This is a genomic window from Pseudoalteromonas luteoviolacea H33-S (assembly GCF_001625695.1).
Taxonomy (GTDB): Bacteria; Pseudomonadota; Gammaproteobacteria; order Enterobacterales; family Alteromonadaceae; genus Pseudoalteromonas; species Pseudoalteromonas luteoviolacea_B.
This window is the reverse complement of sequence record NZ_AUXY01000100.1, coordinates 58882-76929: the sequence shown is the minus strand read 5'-3', so window position 1 is coordinate 76929 and position 18048 is coordinate 58882. Positions and strand designations below refer to the sequence as shown.

Genomic DNA, 18048 nt, shown 5'->3' with positions numbered 1-18048 from the left:
AACCTGTCTGAACTGGAAGTGGTAATACACTAACGAAGCGTTTAGGACAGAAGGTGCGAATAAATCAAAGGTTAGGGAGTAGCGCTCTCAAAAGAAACCGAATATACGCAAGCATCTTTAATTTTAAAAAACATGTTGTCAAATAGGTGGAGTCCATATACGAGTTCAGGGTGACGGCTAGGTTGAGTGCGACGGCATAGTTTAAATATGTCGTCCTGAACTCGTTTCAGGATCCATGCTTTGTTTTTATTGACTCGGTTGCTGCGTATGAAAGAGGGAGTTGATTATTTTTAGTGAAAACGGTTTTTTCACCTTGCACAAAGAGAACGTATTCACTGCTTTATTGTCGTTAACATTTTGCACGATAATCTGAAGGTGAAGGGAGCAACCTTTACAGGCTTTAGACCTTTACTCCTGCTAAATACATTTCTTCAGCAACAGTTAAGCTAGCTCATTTCACCTTGCGCAAAAAGAGCGCTCTCACTTCGTTCGCTGTCGCTAACCTTTTTCACGATATTCACCTTGAACAAAAGATGCGTACTCGCTATGTTCGCTGTCGCTAGTTTTGCACGATCTTGCCTCAACTCGTTTCAGGGTCCATGTTCCGTCTGTTTTGGTTTGGTTACTGCGTTTATAGAGGTGTGTTGAGTACCTTCGGTTTGAATACCTCGCTGTCGTCAAGATTGTTTGATCCACGACCAATGGTGTTGTTATAAATAAGGGAACGGATATAGATATCAAAAGAAATCAACTCTGTTTGAATACAACAAGCTGACCACATGGAGCTACTCGCTATAGTCGTGAAAGTGAAGCAAGTAGTTTCAAGGGAATAAACTCATGCCAGACGCTTTTGAAAAGCATCTACTCATAGGTTAAAGCAGCACTCAAGGTGCCTATAAGTGTGCGTTATTCTTCTGTAATTAGAATAAATCTACAAACTGATTATGAGATTAAATCATCGAGATATAATTTGAAATGCATCTGATTTAGACTTGGTATAAATTTTTTGCACTATTGCTATAAATTATAAGGATATAAATTTCATACTCTCAAGATTAAAAAATATATTAACCATCTGAAAAACCTCCTTAAAGTCATAAATAACTCCGCTTTATATAGTGTTCTAGTCGTATCAACTACTCAACTTGAATTAAGTTTGTTTAAGAATTGAAATTAATGAATAAAACTTTCCATTGTAAATTTTTGCTTACAAAGTGTTGGGTTTTTGGTTAATTTTTAGTTAAAAGTGTTGTTTATTATTTCTACATTTGAGCTACATTTTGATTGGAAATTAACCAAATGACATAATAAAGGAACAAGTATGCGTAAATTAAACACACTAGCATTTGCGGTCTTGGCAGGTCTTTCAGGAAGCTGTTTAGCGCAAGCCCAGTTAATGACTGTTGACCAAACTAGTGCAATTGAAGATCAGTACATCGTAGTCTTTAAGACACCTACAGTTATGAATGTAGCAAGCAGTGATGCAATTGCCAGCTATGCAGCTGATCAAGCGAGAGCGTTGACAGCAAAGCATAATGTACAAGTATCCAAGCAATTTGAAGGTGTTTTAAATGGGGTTGTGGTTAATGCGTCAAAGCAACAAGTTAAAGAACTGTTGAGCAACCCTAGTATCGATTACATTGAGCAAGACCAAATCGTCACAGTGACGCCTATGGTTGATGCGAGTGCAGATCAAGGTAACGCAATTTGGGGTTTAGATAGAGTTGATCAAAGAGATCTACCGCTAAATAGTAACTATCATTATGACTTCGATGGTAGTGGCGTAACGGCTTATGTAATTGATACGGGTGTACGTATTACACATGCTGAGTTTGGTGGACGTGCAAGTCATGGTTATGACTTTGTAGATAATGACGCCGACTCAAGCGATTGTAACGGTCACGGTACACACGTGGCGGGTACAATTGGTGGCGGTGCTTATGGTGTTGCTAAAAACGTCAACGTCGTGGGTGTTCGTGTTTTAGGATGTAATGGGTCAGGCTCATATTCAGGCGTTATTTCAGGTATCAACTGGGTTAAGAATAATGCATCAGGCCCTTCTGTTGCTAATATGAGTTTAGGTGGTGGTGTATCACAAGCAGTTGATGATGCGGTAAATGCAGCGGTAGCATCAGGTGTAACATTTGTTGTAGCGGCAGGAAATGATAACAGCAGTGCGTGTAATTACTCTCCAGCTAGGGCTGCGGACGCTGTGACAGTAGGTTCTACTACAAGTTCAGATGCACGTTCGAGTTTCTCAAACTATGGTAATTGTCTAGATATTTACGCGCCAGGTTCAAGCATCAAGTCGGCTTGGTACAATTCAGACTCTGCGACAAATACAATCAGCGGCACATCGATGGCAGCACCTCATGTTGCGGGTGTTGTTGCACTATACCTTGATGAAAATCCGTCTCTTACTCCAAGCCAGATTGATACGTTACTAAGCTCTCGCAGCTCCAAAAACAAAGTGAGTGATGCCAAGTCTGGTTCTCCAAATGAGCTGTTATTTGCATTAGCTGATTCAACACCACCACCTCCACCACCGCCATTACCAGAATTAGATGATGGTGTAGCTGTCAGTGCTAGCGGCGCTGCTGGTGAAGAGTCAAACTATGTATTTAAGGTACCAGCTGGTAAAACAACATTAACAGTTAAACTATCTGGTGGTACAGGGGATGCTGACCTGTATGTGCAACAAGGTCAGCAACCAACTCAAAGTAGCTACTCTTGTCGTCCATACAAAAATGGCAATGAAGAAGTCTGTACATTTAATAATCCAGTTGCGGGTGATTGGTACATCATGTTGCATGGATATTCAGCTTATTCTGGCGCAAGCTTAGTGGCAAGCACGGCTGGTGATGGTGGTGGCTGTGGTAATAATTGTCTAACGAACGGTGTACCTGTCACTAATCTCTCTGGCGCATCAGGTAGTGAAGTCGCTTACACAATTGATGTACCAGCTAACGCGACATTAAGTGTACAGATATCTGGCGGATCTGGTGACGCGGATTTATACGTTAGAAAGGGAGCTGCGCCGACAACTAGCACTTACGACTGTAGACCATATCGCAGTGGTAACTCGGAAACTTGCAGCTTGACTAATTCTGGTGCAGATGCAACTTATCACATCATGTTACGTGGCTATAATGCGTATTCAGGTGTTACTTTAACAGGTAGCTTCTAAGTCAGAAAATAAAGGGAGCAGAGGCTCCCTTTATTTTAATATACTTTACAAATAAGACCTTTGAGATAAAACCCTTCAGGGTAGAAGCCTGCAATCGGGTGATCAGCTGCTTGATTTAATCTCTCCATTATCATCAGATCTTTACCCGCATCCAGCGCTGCATCTGCGACGACTTTTTGGAATAGGTTTTGATCCATTAACCCTGAGCATGAGAAAGTCAGTAAAGTACCACCTGGCTTTAATAGTTGCATTGCAAGCATATTAATATCCTTGTAGCCTCGACATGCCCCTGTTAACTGGGCTTTACTCTCAGCAAACTTAGGTGGATCCATGACGATGGTATCAAATTGGCGTCCTTCGTCTCGGTATTCTCGAAGTAACTTGAAGACATCTTTTTTGACAAAATCGACTTTGCTTAAATCTAGGTTATTGTGCTCGACATTTCTCTTTGCAGTATCTAAAGCGGGTTGAGATACATCGACATTGATCACTTCATCACATCCGCCTTTGAGTGCATATAAGCTGAATGTGCCAGTATAGCAAAAACAGTTTAAAACACTTTTTCCCTTTGAAAAGCGTTCTAATGCGGCACGGCTGTCTCTTTGGTCTAGATAAAAACCAGTTTTATGACCGCCAATAATATCGACTTCTAATTTTAAGCCGTTTTCCTCAATGATCACAGGTTCTGTTGGTGCGTCACCATGCAATACACCGGTGATTTTCTCAAGGCCTTCTTTTTTGCGTACATCAACATCTGAGCGCTCATATACATGGCAATCTGGGAAAAGCTCACGCAATGCAGCAACAATTTCACCTTTGTGGCGTTCTGCTCCTGCGCTTAGCAATTGACATACAAGGTAGTTATCAAACTTATCAATGGTAATTCCCGGTAAGCCATCAGACTCTGCTGCAGATAGCCTAAAACCAGTTAGCCCACCCTCTGAGATCGCATATTCTCTGACTGCAAAGGCACGGGCCAAACGACGCTTAAAGAAAGCTTGATCAATTTGTTCATTTTCATCAAAGCTCCAGATCCTTGCTCTGATCTGAGAGCTTGGGCTATACGCCGCTGTTGCCAAGTATTGACCATCGTGACTGTAGATTTTAACAATATCGCCCAGTCCTGGCTTACCTTTGATTTTTTTAATTGCTTTAGAGAATATCCAAGGGTGTTTTCTTTTAAGAGATTTTTCTCGGCCGGGTTGTAAATACAGCGCGCAAGACATATAAATTCCTTACTAAGTAGAATCCTGTCATTTTAGTGAAGGGGGTTCCAACATACAATCTAAAGCATAAGGTTTACGTAAAAATGATGGAAAATATGAAACAGTTTGAAGAAGCATTTAAGGAATTTATGCTTGATACGCCTTTTGCCGATACCGCGCATGACCTTTCTCATATACAACGGGTGGTTAAAACTGCAAAACAGCTTGCGATAGCAGAAAGTGCGGACTTAGATATTGTTATACCTGCAGCTTGGCTACATGACTGTGTTGCCGTTGCAAAAAATCATCCAGACAGAGCACTCGCTTCGAAAATGGCAGCGGATAAAGCTGAGCGATTTTTAATAGAAATAGGTTACCCGCAGGATAAGCTAGAAGGGATCCACCATGCAATAGTGGCTCATAGCTTCAGTGCTAACGTGACCCCAACCACATTGGAGGCCAAAATAGTACAAGATGCGGACCGCATGGATGCACTTGGTGCAATTGGTGTCAGTCGTTGTATGAAAGTAGGTGGCGCAATTGCCAGGCATCTTTACCATACTGACGACCCATTCTGTCACACTCGAGAGCCTGATGACAAAAGCTACACCATAGATCATTTTTTTGTAAAGCTACTGCATATAGAGTCACAAATGCACACGCAGGCGGCACAAAAGGAAGCGAAAAAGCGTACTGAGTTCATGCGCTTATTCTTAGCTGAGTTAGGGCGGGAAATATCTAACGAAGCGTGATTACCTAGTCATCCTTTTTACGAAGACCACGACGAACAATGCAAGAGAAAAGCTGCCAATAAATGCTTCTATGGTTGCAATGAGTCGGGTGATCCCGACGGGAGTAATATCGCCATAGCCTAAGGTGGTAAAAGTGACGACGCTAAAATAGAAGCAATTGAGCATGGAGTGTAAATTTTGCTTTAGAGGCGCATTGGCGGCAAATTGGATGACGTCGCCATTGTAGTTTATACCGAGCATAAAATAGCACAGTGCACAGAGTAAAATCATACCAAGGCTAAAGCGGATGACATTTTCTGGCTTTTCTCCATAGCCGCATAACATATCTATAAAACTCGAAACGAGTCGCTTTTTTGAATATTTTGGATATTGTGCATGGCGCATGCGAAGTTCACTGTAAGTGTACTTTCCAGCCATTTCGAACAACCCCTGTTGTTCTGCACCTTTTCTGAGCAAACGATAAATTTCTTCACTCTGCAAGTACAAGTCTTGTGCGTCATCGGTCTTTTTTTGCTTTGCTGCTTCAATCGCTTGGCTTTCTTGGAGAAGTTTGTCTCCAAGTACCAAGTTATCTATTCTGGTCGCATTGAGTTTTACACCTAATATATTGGTATTTTCGATCTTACAGCAGTGTAAGTTTGCATCTCTTAAATCTGCCTTCATGAGCGAGGCATTACGTATCGTACTATTAAACAGGTGAGCACCATGCAAATTAGCGCGGTAAAAGTTACTGTACGAGAGGTCATAGCCATTGTGGTCATTGAATTTAACAAGGTTTAACCCTTCTAAATTGGCCCGCTTGAGCTCAAGGCCTTGCAGTAGCCCTCCTTTTTTGGCATAACGTTCGAGTTTATGAGATAGCTCTAATCCACTTTTATCGAACTTAGCGTCATGCCAAAAACAATACCCTGATCCCATGTCTATTTCTTGGCATTTGTGTCCATCAGGTGACGTGTACTGACATTTAGGTTTGCTATTCATGGCAGCCTGTTTTTTCCGTAATAAGTATAAAGGTTAGCAGCAATTTAGATTGATATATGAAAAAGCAATAAATTTACTATGAATTTCAATTACCAACTCAAACTAAGCCGCCGTAGAAAAACGGTCGCTATTACTGTTAAACCTCAAGGCGTTGTTGTTCATGCCCCTCATGGTATTTGTCACAAGTGGCTTAATGCATGGTTAGAAACAAAGCAGGAGTGGGTTGAGAAAAAGCTAGATATAATCGCTAAAAAAACAGAGCTGGGCCTTGAACCGTTAAAGTCCGTTAATGTCTATGGCGAGTCTTACAAATTGATTTTTGATTCAGAGTCTCGCTTTATTGATCACATGAATAAATGCATTTATTTGACAGCATTTAGCGAAGGGAGCAAAGAGAGTCACATTGATGAGCTTAACCAGCTCTTTCTAGTTGAGTTGACGAATTACCTACAAGGGCGTTTACCTTACTTCCAAACCTGCATGGGCTCAAAATACGAAGTACTTAAAGTACGTTTTTATAAACGTCGTTGGGGGAGTTTATCAAGTAAAGGTGTACTGGCTTTTAATAGTGCTTTGCTTGGCGCGCCAAAATGGGTGATCGACTATGTGATAGTGCATGAGCTAGCACATTATCATGTGATGGCACACAACCATGCGTTTTGGCAAATAGTAGCGCGTTTTTACCCTGAGTTTGAAAAAGCAAAAAACTATTTAAAAAATGAGATGTATCACATTCAATAAAATAAAGAGAAATTATAGATAGAAATAAAGAGATAAAAGGAAGTGGTGGAGGGAGCTGGATTCGAACCAGCGAAGGCTGAGCCGTCAGATTTACAGTCTGATCCCTTTGGCCGCTCGGGAACCCCTCCATAACAGATTTTAAAGTACAAAGTGGTGGAGGGAGCTGGATTCGAACCAGCGAAGGCTGAGCCGTCAGATTTACAGTCTGATCCCTTTGGCCGCTCGGGAACCCCTCCAATTGTACTTTGTTGTCGTTGATGGTGGAGGGAGCTGGATTCGAACCAGCGAAGGCTGAGCCGTCAGATTTACAGTCTGATCCCTTTGGCCGCTCGGGAACCCCTCCTCAACAACGGCGCTGATAATAACAAAGTTTTTGACGAAGTAAAGAAATGTCCTAAAGTTTTTTTAAAAAATGCCGATAAATTTTCAGAATTAATATTTTTTGGCGAAAATCCATGCAGATAGAACAATTGTTACTCAAGGAAGCTCAATTAGGTAATGCATTGAGTTTGAGTGTTCATGAATCAAGAAGAGGTGACTTTGCACTTTTGCTAAGCGCACTTTCTCAAGATGCATTGGATTTTAGTCAGTTTGATTTACCGCGCAGTGCATTAGATGAATCAGATAAATCTGAAGAAGCACTTCGCAAAGAACTACAAGTTGGTCCCAAACAGCCATTAGCGCCGGATGAATTTGATTTTTTAATCGGACAGTACAATCGCTACTTCGTCAAAGATGGTGGTCTCGAAGATATAAAGTTAAACGAATGCTTAGATCCTGAGCCATTTCATGTTCGCGATGATAAGGCACACATACCTCTAAATGTTATTGAAAATTTAGAACCAGCTGTCAGAGCAAAATTATATCGTCAGAAAAACCCAGAAATTGATGTTCAAGAAAAAGAGATGGATGCCGCTGCTTTTTATGATCAGATTGCAAGTGGAGAGATGCAGTCTCAGTTAAATGTTGCTGTTTAACAAGTAATTGAAGTTGGATGCATAGTCGTATTTTGTGTGGCATTAGTATTTTGACTAAGCCACAGGAAGCGTAAGCGTATTATGATTAGCCGTGACACTTTTTAAACTTTTTCCCACTTAAGCACGGACAAGGATCGTTACGGCTTACTTTTTTACTATCGGTTGGATATAGTTCGCCATCAAGATATAGCCAAGCGCCATTTTCTTGAATAAACCTTGAGCGTTCATGTAGTGCGCTCAATACCGCGCCTTCAATATATGCCGCTTTAAATTCAACATATTGATACTGATCATCTTGTTCTGTTTGAATGACATCTAAGTGAACGAAATCAACTTGTTTGGCAAATAGTAAAATGTCTTCAACGGTATGTTCAGTGCGCGTTTTGGAAGCATATGTATTTAAAATATACTTCCCAGCGTGTGTGCAGTACGCACTGAAGCGAGAGCGCATTAATTGCTCTGCTGTTTTGGGGATTACTGCCCCAGTAATAAAAGGCTGACAACATTGCTCAAAAGCTTGTGTGTTACCACAAAAACACATAAGTGACCTACATAATTAGTGTGCAAACTTTGATAATGGCAATTTATCTGAATTTTTAAAGCAATATAGTATCGTTTTAGATTTACTAAGACTTCTATGCTCAATTTGCTTATGCGATAGGATCCCTGGCCAAGTTATAACCGCAGCAAAATTACCATTAGACAAAGCGCTATCCAGAGTATGCTCTAAGTTTATCAGATCCCTTTGTTTAAGCACCAGTAGCTTGTTTGCATCTATGTCATAGCTATCTAGCATAGATTTATTCACTACATGGTCAGGCGCTATGAGTAAAGTCCAACCTGCTTTTGAATTACAACGGTATAAAATTTGTAAGAGCATATCATTGATGCTTTGCTCGTCAATTGCATCCAAGACATTAAAACTTTGATAGTGATTAACGTTTTCTGAATACGTATTTAAATTTGCTGATATGTGCAACATGATTAGACCACTGATTATCTATACAGTATGCATACAGTATTTCATACAGTGGTATTAATCAAGTTTTGTTTGGTGTTTTTTTGTACTTTTATTGTTCGAAACTCGATTGCTAATTAATTATTTGGACCAAAATGCATTTGCTGATGAATTTGCTCAAACAAAGTAGCGGCATAACATTGTGCATCAATGTAGCGCTTAGTAGTTAGGTGTGGCCGAACTTCATTCAATGTGCTCTGTGCTGCGCTGTTGCCTTGACTTTGGGCAAGGCTCAACCAAGCAACGCCATGAAAAGCACTTTTTGGTACTCCTTGCCCTTTGATAAATAGTAGGCCTAGATAAAACTGTGCTTTGTTATCACCAGACATGGCTGCTAACCTCATCCACTTTGCGGCTAGCGGGTATTGCTTTTCTTTGATGTAATAAAGGCCTTTCTTGTAAGCTTGCTCGGGATCCTGCTGTTTTGGCCAGCTGTGTTTCGGATCGGGCTCTTGCGTCACAAACTCGAGCACATTGAGTAATTGTTGCTCTAGGTCACCACCATGCGCTTTTGTAGATTGATTGCTTTTCATACTCACTTCACTTATTACAACTTAGTCTTCATTGTAGCTGATTTTTGCTTTATTTGTCCGTTTATGGTGATGATTTGTGGTAAAATCGCCGACCTCGTTTCCATTTAAAATACAAAGACATGCTAGAAAAATTATTTTCGCTTAAGGCGTTACACACGGACGTAAAAACAGAAGTTGTAGCGGGACTCACTACGTTTATCACCATGGTATATATTGTATTTGTTAATCCAGCAATGCTCGCAGAAGCCGGGATAGATCACGGTGCGGCATTCGTTGCTACCTGCCTGGCTGCAGCAATTGGTTGTTTTATCATGGGGTTTATTGCTAATTATCCGCTTGCTTTAGCGCCAGGTATGGGCTTAAACGCATTTTTTACTTATGGTGTTGTACTTGGTATGGGTCATAGCTGGCAAACTGCTTTGGGCGCAGTGTTCTTATCTGGGTGTCTATTTTTACTATTAAGCCTTTTTAAAGTCAGAGAGTGGGTTATACAGGCAATTCCAGTTGTGCTAAAGCGAGCAATCGCAACGGGTATTGGTGCATTCTTAGCACTCATCGCGCTTAAAAATGCGGGTATTATTGTCGCAAGCCCAGCAACGCTTGTTCAGTTAGGTGACATTACCAGTCCGGGTCCTTTATTGGCGGTTTTTAGTTTGTTTGTGATCACTGCATTGATGTATAGAGAATGGAAAAGTGGGGTGTTGATCAGCATCTTGTTGGTGACAGTGATTGCTTGGGGGCTCGGTTTAGTTGAGTATCAAGGTATAGTGTCTGCTCCACCAAGCATAGAGCCAACATTTGGCCAGTTAGATATCGCCGGTGCGTTGGAAATTTCAATGCTGAGTGTGGTATTTGCATTTTTGTTTGTTGACCTCTTTGATACGAGTGGCACCTTGGTCGCAGTGACACAAAAAGCGGGGATTGCAGATGACAAAGGCAACATGCCTCGATTAGGACGTGCCTTGTCTGCAGACAGTTCAGCCACAGTAGCAGGCTCTTTCTTAGGTACATCAACGACAACATCTTATATTGAATCTGTCTCAGGGGTGTCTGTCGGTGGGCGCACAGGTTTGACTGCAGTCGTAGTAGGTTGTTGCTTTTTATTAATGATGTTTTTTGCGCCATTAGCTAAAATGGTGCCAGCTTACGCTACGGCAGGAGCAATTCTGTACGTATCTGTGTTAATGTTGCAAAATCTAAAGTTGGTGGACTGGGATGATATGACTGATGCCATTCCAGTGAGCGTTGTACTCTTGATGACTCCGCTCACCTTTTCAATTGCGCATGGCATCGCCTTAGGCTTTATTGCATATACCGCCGTGAAGCTCGCGTGCAATAAAAAAGAAGAAATATCTATTAGTGTCTGGGTACTGACAATATTATTTATCGTGAAATTTGCACTAAGCTGATCACCATTTCTTTTTCGGTGCGAAAAGGACGTCCAAGTCGTCCTTTTCCTTCTCTGCTTTTTTCTTTACTGCTGAGGCATTAGACGCTTTGAGTTCAGTACTGATCTCATTGAGATAACCTTCTAATTGGTTCTTTTTCTCTGTTACATATTCGTCGCTGTAAGTCACTGCCATAATGGTTGCATAAGCTTTTTCAAAGTACTGTCTTGCAGAGCCAACCATATTGGCTGTTTTTGCAGAGAGCCCTCGTTTGATTTGACTTTCTACATTAATCCTTAACTGAATTTTTTCCAAGCGGCGGTCTTCTTTAACAAAGATTTGCGTATCAACTTTGCCTTTACTGTGCTCTGAACGAAGAAGTTGACGAAGCTTTTTTATCCCTTGTACAAGTGCAATTAGCTGTTTGTCGTTATCCGGTAAAGCGACGTTATCACTGTCGCTGAGATTGGCGGGTTCCGAGTTCATTCGTTCAGTAGATTCATGCAGGCGGTTTTTCAGCTCTCGTGACGTAGGGGAGAGCTCAACCATAGTGGCTAGTGCGTTATGCACTCTTTTTTGGATAACCCGGAGCATTTCACTGGACATAGGTATATTTGAACTATTCACTAGGACATCCTCGGATTCTTCGATTATCCGCTTTTGCTTTGCTAGCTCTTTACGTCTTTCTGCTTCTTGTTTTTCTTTGTGTTGTTGAATTGCACTAACCCAGACAGCAATAATAACCAAAGCAACAATCAACAATACTATTATGTAAACAAACATACCCGATTCTCTACGAAAACTACCCAAGGCGATAATTTTTATATTACATCAAACAATTGTATATTGGATAGTTTTAATAACAAGGTGTATGTAAACGATTTTAAATACACCATTTTTCAGTATAGACGTTTCTAATTCGTTTTTCTTATATGATTGCGTAAATGTTACAATTACTATCAGGCAAACAATAACTATGCTAGTCTTACAAAAGATCCGACTCAGCGCTCAGCGTAAACCTAGTCACTTATTGGATAACAACTAAAAAAATAAACAATGTTATGAAATTACAACAATTGAAATACATAGTAGAAGTACTCAATCATAATTTGAATGTATCTGCCACTGCCGAGAGTTTATATACCTCTCAGCCAGGTATTTCAAAACAAGTACGTATGCTAGAAGATGAATTAGGTGTGCAGATTTTTGGTCGCAGTGGTAAGCACCTCACACATGTCACCAGTGCGGGTAATGAGATAATTAACATTGCCAGAGAGATCCTTTCAAAAGTGGAGGGGATTAAAGCGGTTGCCAATGAGCACACTTTACCAGATCAAGGTAAATTAAATATCGCAACCACTCATACGCAAGCCAGATACGCACTTCCGCCTGTTATCCAAGGGTTTATGCAAAAATACCCTGCGGTATCGCTGCATATGCACCAAGGTACACCGCAACAAATTTCAGATGCGGCTGCGAGAGGTGATGCTGATTTTGCAATCGCGACAGAAGCGCTTCATTTATATGGTGATTTGATCATGCTGCCTTGCTACCACTGGAATAGAAGCATTGTAGTGACAAAAGACCACCCGCTGGCTCAGCTTGGTAAAAATATTACAGTACAGGATGTGGCTAAATACCCACTGATCACTTACGTGTTTGGTTTTACAGGGCGTTCAGAATTGGATAAGGCGTTTAACGCACATGGTCTAGAACCGCATATTGTATTTACAGCAACAGATGCGGATGTGATTAAAACATACGTTAGGCTTGGCTTAGGCGTGGGCGTATTAGCAACGATGGCTGTTGATGAAGTTGCGGACAAAGATTTAGTCTGTATTGATGCCAGCCATTTATTTGAAGCGAGTAGTACCAAAATTGGCTTTAGAAAAGGCAGTTTTTTACGTGGTTATATGTATGATTTCATAGAGCGATTTGCCCCTCATCTGACAAAAGATGTCGTGGAAAAAGCAAGCCTGATGAGAAATCAAGATGATGTTGATGCTTTGTTTGAGAAAGTGACATTACCAGTAAAATAAAAAGCTATCAGACAGCAGCATAAAAAAACCCAACTTGCGTTGGGTTTTTTTGTATTAGCATTCGATGATATTGACGGCAAGGCCACCGCGAGCGGTTTCCTTATACTTGGTCTTCATATCATTACCTGTATCTAACATGGTTTTGATAACTTTATCGAGAGATACTTTTTGCTCACCTGTACCTCTCAATGCCAGCCTTGATGCATTGATTGCTTTTACTGCACCCATGGCATTGCGTTCAATACAAGGTACTTGAACTAACCCACCAACAGGATCGCAAGTTAGTCCCAGGTTATGCTCCATACCAATTTCCGCAGCATTTTCAACGTGCACAACATTCCCACCCATGATCTCAGTTAGTGCACCAGCAGCCATAGAGCAGGCAACACCGACTTCGCCTTGGCAGCCTACTTCAGCCCCTGATATTGAAGCATTCTTCTTGTAAAGAATACCGATGGCGGCAGCTGTCAGTAAGTACTTAGTTGCAATCTCTTCATCTACTTCTTTGATAAACGTATGATAGTACATGAGCACAGATGGTAAGATCCCTGCTGCACCGTTAGTTGGCGCGGTAACTACGCGGCCGCCCGCTGCATTTTCTTCATTGACCGCAAGTGCAAACAAGTCTACCCAATCCATAGCACGAAGTGGGTCGTTACTGTTTTCAACATTAAGTTTTAAGTATAGGCTAGGTGCTCGACGCTTAACCTTTAGACCGCCGGGCAGTATCCCTTCGGTACGCATACCACGCTCTATACACGCTTTCATTACTTGCCAAATATTAAAGAGCTCTGCTTTTATTTCTTTTTCACTGCGCAATGTTTTTTCATTGGCCATCATCAGTGCCGATACGCTCAGTCCGGTCTCTTTACAAATTTGTAGTAGCTCTTCTGCGGTATCAAATAAGTAAGGTGCAGGGTTTTGCTCACGGATATCAAGTGCTGCTTGTTTTTCGGCTTCAAAATCTTGATCGGTTACAATAAAGCCGCCGCCAATCGAATAATAAATTTGGCTATGTACAAGCTCATCACCCTTATATGCTTGGATTTCCATTGCGTTAGAGTGCTTAGGTAATGTTTTACGGCGATGAAAAACAACCGCTCCTTGTTTTGGAAAGTCGGCTTTATGTTGTTGATCAAGGTAAATAACTTGTTCTTGTTCAATTTTTTCTAGGATTTCTGGAACAAGGTCAGCATCTATCGTTTCAGGATCGTGACCCGCAAGGCCCAAAATAACTGCCTTACCAGAACCATGGCCAATACCTGTTTGTCCCAATGAGCCAAACAGTTCGACTTTTACAGAAGTGACGTCATCAATCAACTTACTATCTTGTAAATCTTTGACAAAAAGACGCGAAGCGCGCATTGGTCCAACAGTATGAGAAGACGAAGGTCCTATACCTATGCTGAACATATCGAATGCACTAATCATAAAATTTACTCATCATTGCCTCTGAACGGGCGCACATAATAACGTTAATTATTGCAGAAGTAACCCGTTATTGAGCGGAAAATTGACAAATGTAATAAGATTAAGAAAGTGTGTCAGTGAATTTCTTGATAATACTGGCTGTGGCGCCCCATAGAAGTCCATGTGAAGTCATGAATCCATTGATATTAATGGGCTTGCCGCGATATCTGCATGGGTGGCTTTGCCACTGAATAGGGTCCATAAGCGCAGTTAATGGGATAGTAAATACACGCTCTACTTCGCTACTTTTTTCTGCCCAAGTTGCATATTCCTGAACTCTTCCAACGACAGGCGTAATATGAAATCCGCTCAAGGTGTTGTGAATTGGCAACTGGCCAAGTGCAGTAATATCTTTCCTGCACAGGCTAATTTCCTCGTAGGTTTCTCGAAGGGCTGTGTCGATAGCAGAGCGATCACTTTGCTCAGCTTTTCCGCCAGGAAAACAAATTTGGCTTGGATGAGATCTTAAGCTGGCATCTCGCTTACACAGTAAAATATGTGCGCATTGATTAACTTCAATCAGTGGTACTAACACTGCACTTTCTACTCCCTGCAAGGTCTTGTCGGGAGTGGGGTTGTGAGCGAGTCTAAAACGGCTTATTACATGTTCAAGCTTCATTGCAATATAGGTAAAATCTTATTGACCTTATGATAGGTTTCTTGATATTCCGCATCTACCTGAGAGTCAGCGACAATGCCGCCGCCAGCCCAACAGTGTATCTTATTGTTTTCACAGACTAGTGTTCGGATCGTAATGGATGTATCCATATCGCCACAGGCACTGAGATAACCCATAGACCCACAGTACGCGCTTCGGCGATGAGGTTCAAGCTCCTCAATGATTTCCATTGCCCTGATTTTTGGCGCACCAGTGATTGACCCTCCAGGAAATGCTGCTTCAAGTTGATCTACGGCACTTTTCCCTTTGGCTAATTTACTGGTGACGGTACTAACTAGGTGGTGCACAGCAGGAAAGCTTTCAATTTCAAATAGTTTAGGTACATACACTGAGCCTGGTTCTGCAACCTTACCGAGGTCGTTACGTAACAGGTCTACGATCATGACATTTTCAGCTCGGTCTTTGCTGCTATTTTGTAATTTATTGGCTTGCGCTAAATCCAAATGACTGTCAGATAATCGTGGCAAGGTGCCTTTAATTGGCTTAGTTTCTACTTGCTTTTGACGCACGGATATAAAACGCTCTGGTGAAACCGAAACGATCGCTGCACCTTCTCCTAAATTGAAAAACGCAGAGAATGGCGCTCGGTTTTGCTGCCTTAATTTTTTGTAAGCCGCCCATGGAGAGCCATGATAATCAGCACTGAAGCGTTGCGCGAGATTGATTTGGTAACAATCTCCACTGAGTAGGTAGTCCTGAATACGCTGAAATTTAGTTTGGTATTCTTGTTCTGTCATGTTGGATTGCCAATTGCTCTGCAATTCAAAGCAGTGTGAGGTAGTATTCTCGCTTTCTATGAGCTGGAGATAGTCGTTTAGGCGCTCGACATGAGGTTGAGATACATAGTACCACTGGCGCTGTTTGTTATCGTAAATCAAGGCATCCATGTAGAGCCCTACAACAGTATCTGGCAAAGGGATATCTGATATTGCATTTTGCGGTAATGATTCAATATAACGCCCTAAGTCATAGCCAAAGTAACCTAACCAGCCACCACAAAACGGCACTGTTTCTATGCGCTCAGGGGATAATTGTTCTAATTCTTGATGTAATATCTCAAAAATGCTTTTACCTTGTGCAATGCCATCTAAGAAGACCTGTCCACTTCTGGCTTCTAATACATGCGCTGGCGAAAAACTAATGATGTCGTAGCGACTATTTTCGTGTGCAGCGTCACTGGAATCTAGAAGAATAGCGTGATCTTGAGTTGAAATTTTTTCGAAAACTTCAACTGTAGAGAGTGAAATGTCAACGGCAATGCAATTATTCTGTGCATTTATCATTTACTTGACCCTGAAAACTAGCCCGAAACGGGCGAGGAGGTTATCATAATTAGAAATGAATCTATAGAGTAGAGGAGTGATAACTCATAACCACAGCGACTAAATGAATAGTTTTAGTAAAATGGGGGCATAAAATCATTTTGCGTTTAACTAGCATTAGAGTGGTAGGGTCATCATTTTTCCACTTATTAAGAACACACCATTTATAAAGTTAATGGTTACTAAAGGAACCGTCATGAGTATTATCCGTCAACAAGATTTTATTGATAGCATTGAAGATGCATTACAATATATTTCTTTCTACCACCCACTTGATTTTGTTCAAGCACTAGAAAAAGCGTATAACAATGAACAGAGCAAGGCTGCAAAAGATGCCATTGCACAGATCCTAATCAACTCACGTATGTCGGCAGAAGGTAAGCGCCCACTTTGTCAGGATACAGGCATTGTTACCTGTTTCGTTAAAGTTGGTATGGATGTTAAGTGGGATAAGACAGATCTAACTGTGCAACAAATGGTAGACGAAGGTACTCGTCGTGCATACACCAACCCAGATAATCCACTTCGTGCTTCAATTGTTGCAGATCCTGCTGGCAGCCGTAAGAATACCAAAGACAATACACCGTCTGTTGTGCACGTAGATTTGGTACCTGGTGCTGAAGTTGAAGTGATGATTGCTGCTAAAGGGGGCGGCTCTGAAAATAAAACTAAGATGGCGATGCTTAACCCATCAGATGATGTGGCAGCTTGGGTTGAAAAGACATTACCAACGATGGGTGCTGGTTGGTGTCCACCAGGCATGATCGGTATCGGCATTGGCGGAACAGCAGAGAAGGCTGCAGTCTTAGCGAAAGAATCTTTAATGGATCCAGTGGATATCCATGATCTTCAGGAGCGTGGCGCCAAGACTGCGGAAGAAAAGTTACGTTTAGAGATCTTTGAGAGAGCAAATAAACTCGGTATTGGTGCTCAAGGCCTTGGTGGTTTAACAACGGTTGTTGATGTGAAAATCAAAACTGCGCCTACGCATGCTGCATCAAAGCCGGTAGTAATGATCCCGAACTGTGCCGCTACTCGTCACGTCCATTTCACGCTTGATGGGTCTGGTCCTGCAGATCTTAAAGCACCAAAACTAGAAGATTGGCCAGAAGTAACGTGGGAAGTGGGCGAAGACACACGTCGCGTGAATTTAGATACATTGACTAAAGATGACATCCAAGATTGGAAGATGGGTGAAACTGTATTGCTATCCGGTAAAATTTTAACGGGTCGTGATGCTGCTCATAAGCGTCTACAAGAAATGATCAATTCAGGAGAAGGTTTACCTGAAGGTGTCGACTTCACCAATAAGTTTATTTACTACGTTGGTCCTGTTGATGCTGTGGGTGATGAAGTTGTAGGTCCTGCGGGCCCAACTACGTCAACACGTATGGATAAGTTTACTGACTTGATGTTAGAGAAAACAGGCCTTGTTGGCATGATCGGTAAGGCGGAACGAGGCCCTGCAACGGTTGAATCAATCAAGCAAAATAAAGCTGTTTATCTAATGGCTGTGGGTGGTGCTGCATACCTAGTTGCTAAAGCAATTAAGAAGTCCCGCGTTGTCGCGTTTGAAGACTTGGGTATGGAAGCTATCTACGAGTTTGAAGTAGAAGATATGCCAGTAACAGTTGCAGTAGATAGTGAAGGTGCTAATGCGCATACACAAGGCCCTGCTATTTGGAAAGCTAAGATAGAAGAGCTGGACAGCAAACTGAAATAAAAAGCCGGTAAATCATAAGGGCGGTCAATACCG

The 18048-nt window shown here is 41.6% G+C and carries 16 protein-coding genes and 3 tRNA genes; 7 read left to right on the top strand and 12 right to left on the bottom strand.

Going from position 1 to position 18048, the window contains the following annotated elements; genetic code table 11:
* Positions 1-1321 precede the first annotated feature (1321 nt).
* Positions 1322-3187 carry a S8 family peptidase gene (locus N477_RS20465; RefSeq protein WP_063362033.1) on the top strand — a complete coding sequence of 622 codons (1866 nt, stop codon included), beginning with the start codon at positions 1322-1324 and terminating at the stop codon, positions 3185-3187.
* Between the two features lie 35 nt (positions 3188-3222).
* Here N477_RS20465 and N477_RS20460 read toward each other — a convergent pair whose 3' ends face one another.
* A complete protein-coding gene (locus tag N477_RS20460; RefSeq protein WP_063362032.1) occupies positions 3223-4413 on the bottom strand; it encodes a class I SAM-dependent methyltransferase in 1191 nt (396 codons plus the stop codon).
* A gap of 95 nt (positions 4414-4508) precedes the next feature.
* Between N477_RS20460 and N477_RS20455 the strand changes: the two genes are divergently transcribed.
* A complete protein-coding gene (locus N477_RS20455) occupies positions 4509-5144 on the top strand; it encodes an HD domain-containing protein (protein ID WP_231098104.1) in 636 nt (211 codons plus the stop codon).
* Here the strand turns inward: N477_RS20455 and N477_RS20450 are convergent, their stop codons facing one another.
* A complete protein-coding gene (locus N477_RS20450) occupies positions 5145-6125 on the bottom strand; it encodes an ion channel (protein ID WP_063362030.1) in 981 nt (326 codons plus the stop codon). It lies immediately after the preceding gene.
* Positions 6126-6203: 78 nt separating this feature from the next.
* On the opposite strand from N477_RS20450, the gene N477_RS20445 reads away from it, so the two are divergent.
* The gene (locus N477_RS20445; RefSeq protein ID WP_063362029.1) at positions 6204-6866 is read left to right on the top strand and encodes a M48 family metallopeptidase; all 663 of its coding nucleotides are present in this window, start codon (positions 6204-6206) and stop codon (positions 6864-6866) included.
* Positions 6867-6909: 43 nt separating this feature from the next.
* On the opposite strand, the gene N477_RS20440 is transcribed toward N477_RS20445, so the two are convergent.
* The 3 genes from N477_RS20440 to N477_RS20430 form a co-directional block, all read right to left on the bottom strand.
* A tRNA-Tyr gene (locus N477_RS20440) sits at positions 6910-6994 on the bottom strand.
* 23 nt (positions 6995-7017) lie between these two features.
* Positions 7018-7102: transfer RNA gene (locus N477_RS20435), tRNA-Tyr, on the bottom strand.
* Between the two features lie 22 nt (positions 7103-7124).
* Positions 7125-7209 (bottom strand) — tRNA-Tyr (locus N477_RS20430).
* A gap of 112 nt (positions 7210-7321) precedes the next feature.
* On the opposite strand from N477_RS20430, the gene N477_RS20425 reads away from it, so the two are divergent.
* Positions 7322-7843, top strand: coding sequence for a VC2046/SO_2500 family protein (locus N477_RS20425; RefSeq protein WP_063362028.1), 522 nt, complete (start codon positions 7322-7324; stop codon positions 7841-7843).
* Positions 7844-7928: 85 nt separating this feature from the next.
* On the opposite strand, the gene N477_RS20420 is transcribed toward N477_RS20425, so the two are convergent.
* From N477_RS20420 to N477_RS20410, 3 genes are all read right to left on the bottom strand, one after another.
* Positions 7929-8384, bottom strand: a complete 456-nt coding sequence (locus N477_RS20420) for a YchJ family protein (protein WP_063362027.1) — start codon at positions 8382-8384, stop codon at positions 7929-7931.
* 15 nt (positions 8385-8399) lie between these two features.
* Positions 8400-8825: a SulA-like leucine-rich domain-containing protein gene (locus N477_RS20415; protein ID WP_063362026.1), complete on the bottom strand. Its 426-nt coding sequence runs from the start codon at positions 8823-8825 to the stop codon at positions 8400-8402.
* A gap of 113 nt (positions 8826-8938) precedes the next feature.
* A complete protein-coding gene (locus tag N477_RS20410) occupies positions 8939-9394 on the bottom strand; it encodes a tetratricopeptide repeat protein (protein WP_063362025.1) in 456 nt (151 codons plus the stop codon).
* Positions 9395-9513: 119 nt separating this feature from the next.
* On the opposite strand from N477_RS20410, the gene N477_RS20405 reads away from it, so the two are divergent.
* Complete coding sequence (locus tag N477_RS20405; protein ID WP_063362024.1) at positions 9514-10803, top strand: NCS2 family permease; 1290 nt, start codon at positions 9514-9516, stop codon at positions 10801-10803.
* Here N477_RS20405 and N477_RS20400 read toward each other — a convergent pair whose 3' ends face one another.
* Complete coding sequence (locus tag N477_RS20400; RefSeq protein ID WP_063362023.1) at positions 10804-11565, bottom strand: hypothetical protein; 762 nt, start codon at positions 11563-11565, stop codon at positions 10804-10806. It abuts the gene before it with no gap.
* A gap of 278 nt (positions 11566-11843) precedes the next feature.
* Here N477_RS20400 and cysB point away from each other — a divergent pair, with 278 nt between their 5' ends.
* Positions 11844-12821, top strand: a complete 978-nt coding sequence (cysB, locus tag N477_RS20395; RefSeq protein WP_063362022.1) for an HTH-type transcriptional regulator CysB — start codon at positions 11844-11846, stop codon at positions 12819-12821.
* A gap of 54 nt (positions 12822-12875) precedes the next feature.
* Here the strand turns inward: cysB and N477_RS20390 are convergent, their stop codons facing one another.
* From N477_RS20390 to pabB, 3 genes are all read right to left on the bottom strand, one after another.
* On the bottom strand, positions 12876-14252 hold the full coding sequence (locus tag N477_RS20390) for an L-serine ammonia-lyase (RefSeq protein WP_063362021.1): 1377 nt from the start codon (positions 14250-14252) through the stop codon (positions 12876-12878).
* Positions 14253-14352: 100 nt separating this feature from the next.
* Positions 14353-14910, bottom strand: coding sequence for a CoA pyrophosphatase (locus tag N477_RS20385; protein ID WP_063362020.1), 558 nt, complete (start codon positions 14908-14910; stop codon positions 14353-14355).
* On the bottom strand, positions 14907-16253 hold the full coding sequence (gene pabB, locus N477_RS20380; protein WP_063362019.1) for an aminodeoxychorismate synthase component I: 1347 nt from the start codon (positions 16251-16253) through the stop codon (positions 14907-14909). Before pabB ends, N477_RS20385 begins: the two co-directional genes overlap by 4 nt.
* A gap of 235 nt (positions 16254-16488) precedes the next feature.
* Between pabB and N477_RS20375 the strand changes: the two genes are divergently transcribed.
* Complete coding sequence (locus N477_RS20375) at positions 16489-18015, top strand: fumarate hydratase (RefSeq protein ID WP_063362018.1); 1527 nt, start codon at positions 16489-16491, stop codon at positions 18013-18015.
* Positions 18016-18048: the final 33 nt, after the last annotated feature.

Excerpts from the sequence above, each read along its gene's own strand:
- N477_RS20465 (WP_063362033.1), top strand. The coding sequence starts at position 1,322 with ATGCGTAAATTAAACACACTAGCATTTGCGGTCTTGGCAGGTCTTTCA.
- N477_RS20460 (WP_063362032.1), bottom strand. The coding sequence starts at position 4,413 with ATGTCTTGCGCGCTGTATTTACAACCCGGCCGAGAAAAATCTCTTAAA.
- N477_RS20455 (WP_231098104.1), top strand. The coding sequence starts at position 4,509 with ATGAAACAGTTTGAAGAAGCATTTAAGGAATTTATGCTTGATACGCCT.
- N477_RS20450 (WP_063362030.1), bottom strand. The coding sequence starts at position 6,125 with ATGAATAGCAAACCTAAATGTCAGTACACGTCACCTGATGGACACAAA.
- N477_RS20445 (WP_063362029.1), top strand. The coding sequence starts at position 6,204 with ATGAATTTCAATTACCAACTCAAACTAAGCCGCCGTAGAAAAACGGTC.
- N477_RS20425 (WP_063362028.1), top strand. The coding sequence starts at position 7,322 with ATGCAGATAGAACAATTGTTACTCAAGGAAGCTCAATTAGGTAATGCA.
- N477_RS20420 (WP_063362027.1), bottom strand. The coding sequence starts at position 8,384 with ATGTGTTTTTGTGGTAACACACAAGCTTTTGAGCAATGTTGTCAGCCT.
- N477_RS20415 (WP_063362026.1), bottom strand. The coding sequence starts at position 8,825 with ATGTTGCACATATCAGCAAATTTAAATACGTATTCAGAAAACGTTAAT.
- N477_RS20410 (WP_063362025.1), bottom strand. The coding sequence starts at position 9,394 with ATGAAAAGCAATCAATCTACAAAAGCGCATGGTGGTGACCTAGAGCAA.
- N477_RS20405 (WP_063362024.1), top strand. The coding sequence starts at position 9,514 with ATGCTAGAAAAATTATTTTCGCTTAAGGCGTTACACACGGACGTAAAA.
- N477_RS20400 (WP_063362023.1), bottom strand. The coding sequence starts at position 11,565 with ATGTTTGTTTACATAATAGTATTGTTGATTGTTGCTTTGGTTATTATT.
- cysB (WP_063362022.1), top strand. The coding sequence starts at position 11,844 with ATGAAATTACAACAATTGAAATACATAGTAGAAGTACTCAATCATAAT.
- N477_RS20390 (WP_063362021.1), bottom strand. The coding sequence starts at position 14,252 with ATGATTAGTGCATTCGATATGTTCAGCATAGGTATAGGACCTTCGTCT.
- N477_RS20385 (WP_063362020.1), bottom strand. The coding sequence starts at position 14,910 with ATGAAGCTTGAACATGTAATAAGCCGTTTTAGACTCGCTCACAACCCC.
- pabB (WP_063362019.1), bottom strand. The coding sequence starts at position 16,253 with ATGATAAATGCACAGAATAATTGCATTGCCGTTGACATTTCACTCTCT.
- N477_RS20375 (WP_063362018.1), top strand. The coding sequence starts at position 16,489 with ATGAGTATTATCCGTCAACAAGATTTTATTGATAGCATTGAAGATGCA.